12 protein-coding genes are annotated in these 12,943 nt (G+C 69.3%); 9 read left to right on the top strand and 3 right to left on the bottom strand.

The window, feature by feature from the left end; genetic code table 11:
• Nucleotides 1-4: 4 nt before the first annotated feature.
• From OHA77_RS13935 to OHA77_RS13925, 3 genes are read left to right on the top strand one after another with little or no spacing between them, the layout of a single operon-like run.
• Nucleotides 5-178 (top strand): Trm112 family protein, encoded by a 174-nt coding sequence (locus tag OHA77_RS13935; protein WP_406318500.1) that lies wholly within the window; start codon nt 5-7, stop codon nt 176-178.
• Nucleotides 175-1,281 (top strand): bifunctional phosphoglucose/phosphomannose isomerase, encoded by a 1,107-nt coding sequence (locus OHA77_RS13930; RefSeq protein ID WP_406318498.1) that lies wholly within the window; start codon nt 175-177, stop codon nt 1,279-1,281. Before OHA77_RS13935 ends, OHA77_RS13930 begins: the two co-directional genes overlap by 4 nt.
• A 43-nt stretch (nt 1,282-1,324) precedes the next feature.
• Nucleotides 1,325-2,254 carry a cation diffusion facilitator family transporter gene (locus OHA77_RS13925; RefSeq protein ID WP_406319821.1) on the top strand — a complete coding sequence of 310 codons (930 nt, stop codon included), beginning with the start codon at nt 1,325-1,327 and terminating at the stop codon, nt 2,252-2,254.
• A gap of 161 nt (nt 2,255-2,415) precedes the next feature.
• Here OHA77_RS13925 and OHA77_RS13920 read toward each other — a convergent pair whose 3' ends face one another.
• On the bottom strand, nt 2,416-2,751 hold the full coding sequence (locus OHA77_RS13920) for a MerR family DNA-binding transcriptional regulator (protein WP_406318496.1): 336 nt from the start codon (nt 2,749-2,751) through the stop codon (nt 2,416-2,418).
• 196 nt (nt 2,752-2,947) lie between these two features.
• Here OHA77_RS13920 and ahcY point away from each other — a divergent pair, with 196 nt between their 5' ends.
• Both ahcY and OHA77_RS13910 read left to right on the top strand, forming a co-directional pair.
• The gene (gene ahcY / locus OHA77_RS13915; RefSeq protein ID WP_326820187.1) at nt 2,948-4,375 is read left to right on the top strand and encodes an adenosylhomocysteinase; all 1,428 of its coding nucleotides are present in this window, start codon (nt 2,948-2,950) and stop codon (nt 4,373-4,375) included.
• A 119-nt stretch (nt 4,376-4,494) separates the two neighbouring features.
• Nucleotides 4,495-5,679, top strand: a complete 1,185-nt coding sequence (locus tag OHA77_RS13910; RefSeq protein WP_326826999.1) for an adenosylhomocysteinase — start codon at nt 4,495-4,497, stop codon at nt 5,677-5,679.
• Here the strand turns inward: OHA77_RS13910 and OHA77_RS13905 are convergent.
• Nucleotides 5,674-6,309: a DUF305 domain-containing protein gene (locus tag OHA77_RS13905; protein WP_406318494.1), complete on the bottom strand. Its 636-nt coding sequence runs from the start codon at nt 6,307-6,309 to the stop codon at nt 5,674-5,676. The genes OHA77_RS13910 and OHA77_RS13905 overlap by 6 nt on opposite strands.
• Nucleotides 6,310-6,490: 181 nt before the next feature.
• On the opposite strand from OHA77_RS13905, the gene OHA77_RS13900 reads away from it, so the two are divergent.
• On the top strand, nt 6,491-7,918 hold the full coding sequence (locus OHA77_RS13900; protein ID WP_406318493.1) for an LVIVD repeat-containing protein: 1,428 nt from the start codon (nt 6,491-6,493) through the stop codon (nt 7,916-7,918).
• Between the two features lie 225 nt (nt 7,919-8,143).
• Here OHA77_RS13900 and OHA77_RS13895 read toward each other — a convergent pair whose 3' ends face one another.
• Nucleotides 8,144-9,220: an RDD family protein gene (locus OHA77_RS13895; protein ID WP_406318492.1), complete on the bottom strand. Its 1,077-nt coding sequence runs from the start codon at nt 9,218-9,220 to the stop codon at nt 8,144-8,146.
• Between the two features lie 241 nt (nt 9,221-9,461).
• On the opposite strand from OHA77_RS13895, the gene OHA77_RS13890 reads away from it, so the two are divergent.
• Genes OHA77_RS13890 through OHA77_RS13880 form a run of 3 tightly spaced genes read left to right on the top strand, consistent with a single transcriptional unit; the run spans nt 9,462 to nt 12,935 of the window.
• Nucleotides 9,462-10,484, top strand: coding sequence for a LacI family DNA-binding transcriptional regulator (locus tag OHA77_RS13890; RefSeq protein ID WP_406318490.1), 1,023 nt, complete (start codon nt 9,462-9,464; stop codon nt 10,482-10,484).
• Nucleotides 10,439-11,983: a sugar ABC transporter ATP-binding protein gene (locus OHA77_RS13885; RefSeq protein WP_406318488.1), complete on the top strand. Its 1,545-nt coding sequence runs from the start codon at nt 10,439-10,441 to the stop codon at nt 11,981-11,983. Before OHA77_RS13890 ends, OHA77_RS13885 begins: the two co-directional genes overlap by 46 nt.
• Nucleotides 11,967-12,935: an ABC transporter permease gene (locus OHA77_RS13880; RefSeq protein WP_326820193.1), complete on the top strand. Its 969-nt coding sequence runs from the start codon at nt 11,967-11,969 to the stop codon at nt 12,933-12,935. Before OHA77_RS13885 ends, OHA77_RS13880 begins: the two co-directional genes overlap by 17 nt.
• Nucleotides 12,936-12,943 lie beyond the last annotated feature (8 nt).

Here is a 12,943-nt window from a genome sequence, read left to right as displayed (position 1 = left end):
ACAGATGAAGATCGACGACTGGCTGCTGGAGATCCTGGCCTGTCCCAACTGCAAGTCCCCCCTGCGCGCCGAGCCCGAAGTGGACGAGCTGTTCTGCACCTCCGCCTCCTGCGGCCTGGTGTATCCGGTCCGGGACGACATCCCGGTGCTGCTGGTCGACGAGGCGCGGAAGCCGTGAGCTGGGAGCCGGATCGGCTCGACGACCCCGAGCGGCTGGCCGGCGGCGATCCGTCGGGCATGCTGCGCGCGGTGGCCGCCTCGGCGGCGCAGGTCCGCACCGCCTACCGCGCCACGCGCGAGACCGATCTGTCCGCGCTGGTCGGCGGTGGGCGGCCCCGGGCCCTCGTGGTCGCGGGCATGGGCGGTTCGGGCATCGCCGGTGACATCCTCAACGCGGTCTGCGGCCACGGCGCCCCGCTGCCGGTCGTGACCGTGCGGTCCTACCGGCTGCCCGGCTGGGTCGGCTCGACCGACGTGGTCATCGCGGTGTCGTGCTCGGGCAGGACCGAGGAGACACTCGCGATGGCGATGGAGGCCGTCCGCCGTGGCTGCCGTCTGCTCGCGGTGGGCGCGCCCGACTCCCCGTTGCAGGCGATCGCCCGGCAGGCGGGCGCGCCGTTCGTGCCCGTCACCTCCGGAGGGCAGCCGCGGGCCGCCCTCTGGGAGCTGTCGATCCCGCCGGTCGTCGTCGCCGCCGAGCTCGGCCTGATCAAGGTGGACGACGAGGTGTACGAGAACGTCGCCGGGCGCCTGGAGGAGATCGCGCACCGGTGCCGTCCGGCGAGTGAGTCGTTCATCAATCCGGGCAAGTCGCTGGCCATGGAGATGGCCGAGACCGTGCCGATGATCTGGGGATCCTCGCCGCTGGCCGCGGTCGCCGCCTACCGGTGGGCCTGCCAGCTCAACGAGAACGGCAAATACCCGGCCGTCTGGGGCGAGATCCCGGAGGTCGACCACAACCAGGTGGTGGCGTTCGACGGCCCGCTGGCCACGCGCGACATCTTCGCCGAGGAGAGCGGGCGGTCGTTGCGGCTGTTCGTGCTCCGCGACGTCGAGGAGCATCCGCAGGTGGCGCGACGGCGCGAGGTGTCGGTACGGCTGGCGGAGGACAGGGGGGTCCCGGTCACCCAGCTCGCCGCCGACGGATCACATCCGCTGGAGCGGCTCGCGACATTGATCGGCATGGGCGACTACGCGAGTACGTACCTCGCGTTGGGGTACGGGATCGACCCGACCCCTGTGTCGACCATCACAGAACTGAAGGCGAGAGTTTCCCCATAGGATTTCATCTCGGCTTTTATCGAATCAACGAGTGGAGGCTGCCGTGAGCGCGGGCGGCGGTACCAAGGCGATCATTGCGGCATTATCGGCGAACCTCGCGATCGCGGCGGCCAAGTTCGTGGCCTTCCTGATCACGACGTCCTCGTCGATGCTCGCCGAGTCGATCCACTCCCTTGCCGACTCGGGTAACCAGGTGTTGCTGCTGGTCGGAGGGAAGCGGGCGGCGCGGAAACGGACCCCCGAGCACCCGTTCGGCTATGGCCGGGAGCGCTATTTCTACGCTTTCGTCGTGGCGGTGGTGCTTTTCACGATCGGTGCGCTGTTCTCTCTTTACGAGGGCTGGCACAAGATCAGTGATCCGCACCCGGTGGAGACACCCATTGTGGCCTTCGGGGTGCTGATCTTCGCGATCATCGCCGAGGGTTTCTCCTTCCGTACAGCGATCAAGGAGTCCAACACGGTCCGCGGCGACCAGTCCTGGGTGCAGTTCATCCGCAGGTCCAAGTCGCCGGAACTACCGGTGATCGTCCTGGAGGACCTGGGCGCGCTGATCGGCCTGGTGCTCGCGCTGGCCGGTGTGTCCATGGCGGTGGTCACCGGTGACGGCGTCTGGGACGGTGTCGGCACGATGGCGATCGGCGTCCTGCTCGCCGTCATCGCGGTCATCCTCGCGGTCGAGACCAAGTCGCTGCTGATCGGTGAGGGCGCGGGTCCGGAGGTCGAGAAGCAGATCCGCGAGGCCCTGGAGGGCACGCCCGAGGTCGCCCGGATCATCCACATGCGCACGCTCCACCTGGGCCCGGAGGAGATCCTGGTCGCCGCCAAGATCGCGGTCGACCACGACGACACGGCCACCGAGGTGGCCCGCGGGATCGACGAGGCCGAGCAGCGCATCCGCGCCGCCGTCCCGACCGCCCGCATCATCTACCTGGAGCCGGACCTCGACAGGTCCAGGGTCAACGGCTCGGCCTGACCATCCCCGGGGAGCCCGGAGTCACCGGCGCTCCCCGGGGCAGTCAGCCGAGTTGCCGGCCCAGTTGATCGACGGCGGCCGTCAGCACATGGTCGACGACTTCGGTGATCTCGGGCCGGCGTGCATCGGATTCGTCGCCGAAGCCGATCGGGCCCATGTTTTCAAGAGCGGCCCTGGAGCAGGCGCAGCGCCTTCTCCTTCTCGAAGTCCAGGGCCCGGCGCGGGGCCTGCAGGCGGCCGATCCGCAGTCCCAGTTCCCGTACGGCCTGCGCGACGGCGGGCTCGCTCATCACCCGCAGGGCGAAGGCCAGTTCGGCGGGGGAGATGTCGAACCGCTTCTCCAGCTCCACACCCTGGGCCACGGCCGACAGCTCCTCGGGGCCGAAACGCCGGTGTGAGCCCTGTTCCCTGACCGGTGGGAGTAGGCCGAGCGCCTCGCGGTAGCGGAGCATGCGGGGCGACATGCCCAGCCGTTCGGCGGCCTCGGTGATCCGCATTCCTCAACCTTTCCGCAGTTTCTAACATTCTTGTGTCAGGTTAGCCGTCCCAAAGATGCGCGGAGCCGTATCGCCACCTAAACTCGCAAGCGTCGACTTTTCCGGCGGAGCGACGGGCCGGGCCCGGTGGCGGAGCCGGAGCGCGTGGCCGGCGAGGGCACGAGTCGAGCGCGATCACCAACCAGAGGGGTAACACATGGACTTCAAGGTCGCCGACCTTTCGCTTGCGGACTTCGGTCGCAAGGAGATCCAGCTCGCCGAGCACGAGATGCCGGGCCTGATGGCCATCCGCAAGGAGTACGCGGAGGCCCAGCCGCTGGCCGGTGCGAAGATCATGGGCTCGCTGCACATGACCATCCAGACCGCCGTGCTCATCGAGACGCTGGTCGCGCTCGGCGCCGAGGTCCGCTGGGTGAGCTGCAACATCTTCTCCACCCAGGACCACGCCGCCGCGGCCGTCGTCGTCGGCCCGAACGGCACCGTCGACGCCCCGCAGGGCGTCCCGGTCTTCGCCTGGAAGGGCGAGACCCTGGAGGAGTACTGGTGGTGCACCGAGCAGGCGCTGGTGTGGCCCGGCGGTGACGGCCCCAACATGATCCTCGACGACGGTGGCGACGCCACCCTGCTCGTCCACAAGGGCGCCGAGTACGAGAAGGCGGGCGCCGTCCCCAGCGCCGGCGAGAACGACGCGGAGGAGTGGAAGATCATCCTCGATCTGCTCCGCCGTACGGTCACCCCCGAGAAGAAGTGGACCGAGGTCGCCTCGCGCATCAAGGGCGTCACCGAGGAGACCACCACCGGTGTCCACCGCCTCTACGAGATGTTCAAGGCCGGTTCGCTGCTCTTCCCGGCGATCAACGTCAACGACTCGGTGACCAAGTCGAAGTTCGACAACAAGTACGGCTGCCGCCACTCGGTCATCGACGGCCTCAACCGCGCCACCGACGTGCTGATCGGCGGCAAGGTCGCGGTCGTGGCCGGTTACGGCGACGTCGGCAAGGGCTGCGCCGACGCGCTCCGGGGCCAGGGCGCCCGGGTCATCGTCACCGAGATCGACCCGATCTGCGCGCTCCAGGCCGCCATGGACGGCTTCCAGGTGACCACCCTGGACGAGGTCGTCGGCATCGCCGACATCTTCGTCACCACGACCGGCAACTTCGACATCATCACCGCCGACCACATGGCGAAGATGAAGCACAACGCCATCGTGTCCAACATCGGCCACTTCGACAACGAGATCGACATGGCCGGGCTGGCGAAGATCCCGGGCATCGTCAAGACCGAGATCAAGCCGCAGGTGCACACCTGGACCTTCTCCGACGGCCGCCAGATCCTGGTGCTCGCCGAGGGCCGCCTGATGAACCTGGGCTGCGCCACCGGCCACCCCTCGTTCGTCATGTCCAACTCCTTCACCAACCAGGTGATCGCCCAGATCGAGCTGTTCACCAAGACCGAGCAGTACCCGGTCGGCGTCTACGTGCTGCCCAAGCACCTGGACGAGAAGGTCGCTCGCCTCCACCTCGACGCCCTCGGCGTGAAGCTCACCAAGCTCACCAAGGCGCAGGCGGAATACATCGGCGTGGACATCGAGGGCCCCTACAAGGCCGACCACTACCGCTACTGATCGACCGTTCCACCGGGCCCCCGCGGATCCGCGGGGGCCCTTCGGGCAATCCGGGGAGAAACGTGGACAGCACGCTGGTGGCCGCGGGCGAACGGCGGATCGGGTGGGCGGCGCGGTCGATGCCGGTGCTCACCGCCATCGGTGAGCGGTTCGCGGCCGAGCGGCCCTTGGACGGACTCCGGATCGCCGCGTGCCTGCACGTGACTGCCGAGACCGCGGTGCTCATGGGCGCGCTGAAGGCGGGTGGGGCCGAGATCGCACTGGCCGCCTCCAACCCGCTGTCCACGCAGGACGACGTCGCCGCCGCGCTGGGCGACTACGGTGTCGCCGTGCACGCGCTGGCCGGGGTGAACAGGGAGACCTACTACCGCCACATCCACCGGGCGCTCGACATCCGCCCGGACCTCGTCCTCGACGACGGCTGCGACCTGGTCAACATCCTGCACACCGAGCGGACCGAGCTGCTGGAGACGGTCTCCGGGGGATGCGAGGAGACCACGACCGGCATCATCCGGCTCCGGCAGATGGCCGCGGAACAGGCGCTGAGGTTCCCGGTCGTGGCGGTCAACGACACCCGGACCAAGCGGATGTTCGACAACCGGTACGGCACCGGCCAGTCCACCGTCGACGGCATAATGCGCGCCACCAACACCCTGCTCGCCGGCAAGACCGTGGTGGTCGCGGGGTTCGGCTACTGCGGCCGGGGGGTCGCCGAGCGGGCCAAGGGGCTGGGGGCGCGGGTGGTGGTCACCGAGATCGATCCGGTCAAGGCGCTGGACGCCACGTTGCAGGGGTACGACGTGCAGACCATGGCGAGCGCGGCCCGGAGCGGAGACGTGTTCGTCACGGTCACCGGCAACCGCGACGTGATCAGGGGCGAGCATCTGGCGGTCATGAAGGACGGCGCGATCCTGGCCAACGCCGGCCACTTCGACGTCGAGATAGACGTCCGGGCACTGGACGAGCTGGCGCAGGCCGTACATCCCGGGGTGCGCCCCAACACCGACGAGTACGTTCTCGCCGACGGCCGCCGGCTCCTGCTGCTCGCCGAAGGCCGCCTGGTGAACCTGACGGCCGCGGAAGGGCATCCGGCCGCCGTCATGGACATGTCCTTCTCCGCCCAGGCGCTCGCGGTGGCGTGGCTGGCCCGTGAGCGGGCGGGGCTGGCGCCGGGTGTCTACGACGTGCCGCAGGAGGTCGACGTCGAGGTGGCGCGGCTCAAGCTGGCCGCCGCCGGTATCGAGGTGGACACCCTCAGCTCCGACCAGGAGAGGTATCTCCACTCCTGGCGGGTCGGCTCATAACGCCGCCTGCATCTCCTGCATTCTGCGGATCTCGGCGTTCTGGGTGGCGGAGACGTCGTTCGCCAGCTCTTCGATCTTGATGTGCGAGCCGCCGACCAGAACCTGCTCGGACATGGTGACCGCCCCCTGGTGGTGAGCGGTCATCAAGGTGAGGAACAGCCGGTCGAAGTCCTTCCCCCTGGCGGCCTTGAGCGCCTCCAGCTGCGCGGGGGTGGCCATGCCCGGCATGCCCGCGTGGTCGGCGTGGTGGTCCGGCACACGCTGGCCCTGCTGCCGCAGCCAGGTCGTCATGTACTGGATCTCCGGTCCCTGGGCGTCCTTGATGCGCGAGGCGAGTCCTTTGAGCGTGGCCGAGTGGGCCCGTGAGGGAGCCAGGATCGCCATGTCGACGGCCTGCCGATGATGGGTGATCATGTCCTGCGCGTACTTCACGTCCGCCGCGTTGGCGGTGGGAGCGGGTACGGCCGTGGCGGCCTCGTCCGGACTGATCGTCCTGGCGGCCTCGCCCGGTCTGCCGGGCGCGATGATCGGGGCGGTCGGCTGCGCCTGCGGCGTCGGTGCCTGGCCGGAGCTGCACGCGCCGAGGCAGAGGGTGGCGGCGGCGACCACGGCGACAAGCGCGACGCGCACCCGGTCTCCCTTCCTTGGCTGCTGTGCCGAAAGACGGTAACCCATGCATACTGCGAGAGTAAAGACGGCATGTCGGAAAAACTTGCTGACACAATGACATCTTGCCTGACCGGCCGTTCAGGATGAACCATCGGGTTATTTATGTGCTCCTTATAGGGGCGCATGGCAAGGAGGTTTGCACGTGTTCACCCCTCTCAGGAAGGGCCTGACCGGCCGGTTCCTGGTAGTAGCCGGTGTCGCGGCCGCGATGGCGCTGTCCTCGGTGCCCGCCCAGGCGGCCGACATCCCGGCGCCCGGTGAGATCGTCATGAGCCCGAACATCGAGCATGTGACCAATATCCCCAAGCCGGCCGAGCTGACCGACATCCACACCGATATGGCCTTCCAGGGCGACTACGCCTATGTCGGCAACTACACCGGTTTCTCGATCTACGACGTCCGCAAGCCGAAGAAGACCTCCCTGGTCAGCTCGGTGATCTGCCCCGGCGGGCAGATGGACGTGGCCGTCTACGGGAACCTGCTCTTCGGTGCCGTCGACTCCTCCCGCAACAACGACTCCTGCAGCAGCACCTCCCAGAATGCGTCGATCAAGGAGTCGTGGGAGGGCATCAGGATCTTCGACATCAGTGACAAGAAGAACCCGAAGTACGTCAAGGCGGTCGAGACCAACTGCGGTTCGCACACTCTGACGCTCCTGCCCGGCAAGGGACGGGACCGGCGCAACGCCTACCTCTACATCTCCTCCTACAACCCGTCGGCGAGCTTCCCCGACTGCCAGCCGCCGCACGACCTGATCTCGATCGTCAAGGTGCCGCTGGACAGGCCCGCAGAGGCCGCGGTCGTCGCCACCCCGAACCTGTTCCCGGACGGCGGCAACCCCGGTGAGCCGGACAAGCAGTATCCCGACCGCACGTCGGCGACCACCGGCTGTCACGACATCACCGTCTTCCCGGAGAAGAACGTCGCCGCCGGAGCCTGCATGGGCGAGGGCATCCTGATGGACATCTCCGACCCGGTGAGCCCGAAGGTCACCGCGACGGTCCGGGACGACGAGAACTTCGCGTTCTGGCACTCGGCGACGTTCAACAACGCCGGCACCAAGGTCGTCTTCACCGACGAGCTCGGCGGCGGTGGCGCGGCCACCTGCAACGAGACGATCGGCGCGAATCGCGGCGCCAACGGCTACTACGACATCGTCGGCGGCAAGCTCGTCTTCAAGGGCTACTTCAAGATCCCGCGTCACCAGGCCGACACCGAGAACTGCGTCGCGCACAACGGCTCGCTGATCCCGGTCAAGGGCAAGGACATCATGGTCCAGGCCTGGTACCAGGGCGGCATCTCGGTCGTGGACTTCACCGACTCCACCAACCCGCAGGAGATCGCCTTCTTCGAGCGCGGCCCCGACGGCACCGCCCCGGCGCTGAGCGGTGGATTCTGGTCCGCGTACTACTACAACGGCTACATCTACGGCAGTGACTTCAACCTGGGACTCGACGTCCTGAAGATCAACGACCCGCGGACCAACAAGGCCGGCGGCGTCAAGTCCGACATCCTGAACGCGCAGACTCAGGCCACCTACCCTGAGCGCGGCCACGGTCACAACGGCTGACCCTCGCTGAGGCAGGGGCGGCGGGAACTCCGGTTCCCGCCGCCCCTTCTGTGTGCGAGACGGTTTCGCGCGTGTACGGCCATGGCCTGCGACACCGGTGCGGCGGGCCCCCGGCCGGTGCGCGGTGCGCACCCCTGCCGTGGGAGAAGGAGCGACCAGAACGGTTTCCGCCGCGCCTCACCGATCGGTGAGCGGCGCGTTCGCGGGCCGTGGGGACGCCGGAACTCAGGCGGGCGGGACGAAGCCGCCGGCGGTGGGGGCGGGGCGCGGTGGCGAGGTCGACTCGGTCGGCGTGATCGGCGCGGGCACCGCGCCGGATGCCGGCCGCGCCTGTCCGGGATGGAGGTGCGGCGATGGAGGGGACATCGGATCGACCTGCCCCGGGTGAGACGCCTGCTGGGGTGACGGTGCCGGGGAGGGCTGCCCCGGGTAAGACGTCTGCTGGTGAGGTTGCCCCGGGTAAGACGTCTGCTGGTGGAGCGGCGCCGGGTACGACGCCTGCTGGTGAGGTTGCCCCGGGAAGGGCTGCGCCGGGTAGTGCTGTGGCCGGGCGCCCGCCTGGTGTGCGAGCCGCAGGTGGTCACGGCGGCGGCGCTCGGCCAGAACGGCGGTCAGGTAGGCGAACGGCGGCACCCCCGGAGGCGAGGGCGGGGAGACGAAGGCCGCCATCTCGGTGGCGATGCGCACGCCCATCTCGTGCTGGACGGCGGGGGACAGGTCGTGCCAGCGCATGAGATATTGCCTGGCGGTGGCGGCGATGTCCTCGGGCAGCCGGGACAGCTCCAGCGTCGCCGCCCACGCGGCGAGCGGCGCGGGCATCTCCAGCAGCGGGCCGTACTGCCGCGGGCCGCGTTCGGAGATCACCATGGTGCCCGCGAAGACGTCGCCGAGCCGTTTGCCCTTCTCGGAGATCAGCGAGCTGATCAGGGCGGGAGCGCCGCTGAGCATCCAGAACTCCAGCACTCCGGCCAGTCCGCGGAACAGGGCCTGCCGGAACCGCTCCGGGCCGCCGTCGTCGCCGACCACCCGGAGACCCAGGGCGAGCTTGCCGAGACTGCGCCCGCGCGAGAGCGTCTCGAAGATCACCGGATAGCCGACGATCACGAGCACGGTGAGCGCGATGTAGATCATGGCCAACAGCGCTCCGTCGGCGCTGAAGGCCAGGAGGCCGACCAGGAAGGACGCGCCGAGCAGCGTCAGGCCCTGGACCACCAGGTCGATGAGCAGTGCCGCGACCCTGCTCGGAAGCTGGGCGACCCGGACTTCGACGACAACGGCCTCGCCGGTTACGACATCGGACACACTCAGAACCCTACCCGTGACAGGGCGGAACGGGTCTTTCCTGTCCCGGTGCCCGGTGCCCGGTGCCCGGTGCCCGGTGCCCGGTGCCCGGTGCCCGGTGCCCGGTGCCCGGTGCCCGTGCCCCAGGCCCCGGGGCGGGCCGGGCGCGACCGGATGACACGTGCGCACAGCGGCTCGAAATCCGACTTGCATTGATGTAATCGATTACATACCCTCATGTAATCGATTACATGGAGGGCTGATGGCACGCATCAAGGACGTGGCCGCGCGTGCGGGCGTCTCCGTCGCCACGGTCTCCCGTGTGCTGAACGACAGCCCGTCGGTGACGGAGGAGACCCGGAACCGGGTCTACGCCGTGATGAGAGAGCTCAACTACGTTCCCAACGCGGTCGCGCGCTCGCTGCGCACCGAGGCGACCAGGACCCTCGGCCTGATCATCGGCGACATCGTCAACCCGTTCTTCGCGGAACTGGCCAGAGCGGTCGAGGACGCCGCCCGCGCGGCCGGTTACACAGTGATCATCGGCAATGCCGACGAGCGGTCCGAGGAACAGGACCACTACGTGCGGACCCTCCTGGAACAGCGGGTGGACGGGCTGCTGATCTGCCCCACCGCCGAGGTCACGCCACTGGTCGAGAAGGTCGCGCGCTCCGGCGAACCCCTGGTCTTCCTGGACCGGACCCTTCCCGGAGTGGACGTGCCGTCGGTCCGGGCCGACGGTACCGACGCCATCAGGGCGCTGGTCGCCCATCTGGGAGGGCTCGGGCACCGGCGGATCGCCTTCATCTCGGGACCCGCCCGACTGTCCACCGGCAGGGAGCGCACCGCGGCGTTCCTCGCGGCGATGGCCGAGCACGACCTGGAGGTCCGGCCGGACTACGTCCAGGCCGGTGACTTCCGCTCGGGAAGCGGCCGCGCGATCACCGCCAGGCTCCTCGACCTGCCGGAACCGCCGGAAGTGATCTTCGCGGGTGACAACCTGATGACCCTCGGGGCGCTGGACGAGATACGGGCCCGCGGCCTGCGCATCCCCGACGACGTCGCTCTGGCGTCGTTCGACGACGCGGCCTGGTTCCCGCACGTGGACTCCCCGATAACCGCGATCAGCCAGCCCGCCGCCGAACTCGGCAGGTTGGGGGTGGGAGTCATCCTCGACCGCCTCGCCGGCCGCCCGGCCGGGTCGGTGACCCTCCCCGCCCGGCTGGTGGTCCGCCGGTCATGCGGGGAAGGTCAGTCATACGGGGAAGAAAGGAACGGCTCGTGAACGAGGAAATCCTCCGGGTCGAGGGGCTGCGCAAGGTGTTCCCCGGCGTGGTCGCGCTGGACGGGGTCGACTTCAACCTCCGGGCCGGCGAGGTGCACGTCCTGCTCGGCGAGAACGGCGCCGGCAAGAGCACGCTGATCAAGATGCTCTCCGGGGCCTACCACCCCGACGGAGGACGGATCCTGGTCGACGGCGCTCCGGCCGAGATCCGCACCGCGAGCGACGCCACGGCGCTCGGCATCGCCACCATCTACCAGGAGTTCAACCTGGTTCCCCAGCTCACCGTCGGTGAGAACCTCGCCCTCGGGCGTCCGCCCCGCCGGTTCGGTTTCGTCGACACCCGGCGGATGCACGAGCAGGCGCGGGAGCTGCTGCGGCGGGTCGGCGTCGACGTCGACCCGCGCACCCCGGTCGCGAGGCTGGGCATCGCCCGCATGCAGATGATCGAGATCGCCAAGGCGCTGGGCCTGAACGCCCGGGTGCTCATCATGGACGAGCCGACCGCCGTGCTCACCACGACGGAGGTCGAGCGGCTGTTCGCCATCGTCCGTCAGCTGCGCGACCAGGGGGTGGCGATCGTGTTCATCACGCACCACCTTGAGGAGATCCCGCAGATCGGCGACCGGGTCACCGTCCTGCGGGACGGCCGCTCGGTGGCGGAGGTGCCGGCCACCACCCCCGAGGGGGAACTGGTCAGGCTCATGGTCGGCCGTCCGATCGACCAGCAGTACCCCCGGGAGCCGGCGGCGCCGGGCGGCCCTCTCCTGCAGGTGCGGGGGCTCCGCAGGGAGGGCGAGTTCGCCGACGTCTCCTTCGAGGTCCGCGCCGGCGAGGTCGTCGGCCTGGCCGGACTGGTCGGCGCGGGCCGTACCGAGGTCGCGCGGGCGATCTTCGGCGCGGACCCCTACGACGCGGGCGAGGTCCTGGTGGAGGGCCGCCCGCTGGCCCGGGGCGACGTGCACGCCGCCATGGAGGCGGGCCTCGGCCTGGTCCCGGAGGACCGCAAGGGCCAGGGACTGGTGCTCGGCGCGGACGTGGCGGAGAACCTCGGCCTGGTCACGCTCCGGCGGGCCAGCCGTGGCGGCTTCGTCGACAGGTCGGGTCAGCGCAAGGCCGCCGGCGAGGTGGCCCGGCAGCTCGGGGTGCGGATGAGCGGTCTCACCCAGGAGGTCCGTACGCTGTCGGGCGGCAACCAACAGAAGATCGTCATAGGGAAATGGCTGCTCGCCCAGGCGAGAGTGCTCATCCTCGACGAGCCCACCCGCGGTGTCGACGTGGGGGCCAAGGTCGAGATCTATCAATTGATCAATTCGCTCACCGCCTCCGGGCACGCGGTGCTCATGATCTCCAGCGATCTCCCCGAGATCCTGGGCATGAGCGACCGCGTCCTGGTGATGGCCCGCGGCAGGCTCGTCGGGGAACTCGCCGCCGGTGACGCTACTCAGGATTCGGTGATGGCCCTGGCCGTCACCGAGGTGGAGGATGCTCGTGTCCACTAACGTGCTGCGCCGGAAGCCGCCGGCGGCCGTGTGGCTGGGTGAGAACGGCGCGCTGGTCGCACTGGTCGTGCTCGCGGTCGCGCTGTCGCTGCTGTCGGGTGACTTCCTGGCGGTGACCAACCTGCTCAACGTGGGCGTGCAGGCGGCGGTCACCGCGATCCTGGCCTTCGGGGCCACCTTCGTCATCATCACCGGCGGCATCGACCTGTCGGTCGGCTCCGTCGCGGCCCTGTCGGCGATCGTGCTGGCCTGGACGGCGACGGACACGGGGCTGCCGTGGCCGCTGGCCGTGGTGATCTCTCTCGCCGTCGGCCTCGCGTGCGGGCTGGTCAACGCCGCACTGATCGCGTACGGCAAGCTGCCGCCGTTCATCGCCACGCTGGCCATGCTGGGCGTGGCCCGCGGCCTGGCCCTGGTGATCTCACAGGGCAGCCCGATCGCGATGCCGGAGACCGTCTCCCACCTCGGTGACACCCTCGGCGACTACCTTCCGGTCCCCGTCATCGTCATGCTGCTGATGGGCGTGATCACAGCCGTGATCCTGAACCGGACCTACACCGGGCGCGCGATGTACGCCATCGGCGGCAACGAGGAGGCCGCCCGGCTGTCCGGCATCAACGTCAACCGGCAGAAGCTCATCACCTACGCCCTGGCCGGGCTCTTCGCCGCGGTCGCGGGCATCGTCCTGGCCAGCCGGCTCGCCTCGGCCCAGCCCCAGGCGGCCGCCGGCTACGAGCTGGACGCCATCGCCGCCGTCGTCATCGGCGGTGCGAGCCTGTCCGGCGGCAAGGGCCGGGCCTTCGGCACGTTCGTCGGCGCGCTCATCCTCGCCGTGCTGCGCAACGGCCTCAACCTGCTCTCCGTCTCCGCTTTCTGGCAACAGGTCGTGATCGGAGTGGTGATCGCGCTCGCGGTCCTGCTCGACACCCTGCGACGCCGTACGGCCAACTGAAACCATCG

The organism is Streptosporangium sp. NBC_01639, assembly GCF_045209755.1.
Taxonomy (GTDB): domain Bacteria; phylum Actinomycetota; class Actinomycetes; order Streptosporangiales; family Streptosporangiaceae; genus Streptosporangium.
This window is presented reverse-complemented; position numbering and strand designations above follow the sequence as displayed.

Excerpts from the sequence above, each read along its gene's own strand:
- OHA77_RS13890 (WP_406318490.1), top strand. The coding sequence starts at position 9,462 with ATGGCACGCATCAAGGACGTGGCCGCGCGTGCGGGCGTCTCCGTCGCC.
- OHA77_RS13935 (WP_406318500.1), top strand. The coding sequence starts at position 5 with ATGAAGATCGACGACTGGCTGCTGGAGATCCTGGCCTGTCCCAACTGC.
- ahcY (WP_326820187.1), top strand. The coding sequence starts at position 2,948 with ATGGACTTCAAGGTCGCCGACCTTTCGCTTGCGGACTTCGGTCGCAAG.
- OHA77_RS13880 (WP_326820193.1), top strand. The coding sequence starts at position 11,967 with ATGCTCGTGTCCACTAACGTGCTGCGCCGGAAGCCGCCGGCGGCCGTG.
- OHA77_RS13920 (WP_406318496.1), bottom strand. The coding sequence starts at position 2,751 with ATGCGGATCACCGAGGCCGCCGAACGGCTGGGCATGTCGCCCCGCATG.
- OHA77_RS13910 (WP_326826999.1), top strand. The coding sequence starts at position 4,495 with ATGCCGGTGCTCACCGCCATCGGTGAGCGGTTCGCGGCCGAGCGGCCC.
- OHA77_RS13885 (WP_406318488.1), top strand. The coding sequence starts at position 10,439 with ATGCGGGGAAGGTCAGTCATACGGGGAAGAAAGGAACGGCTCGTGAAC.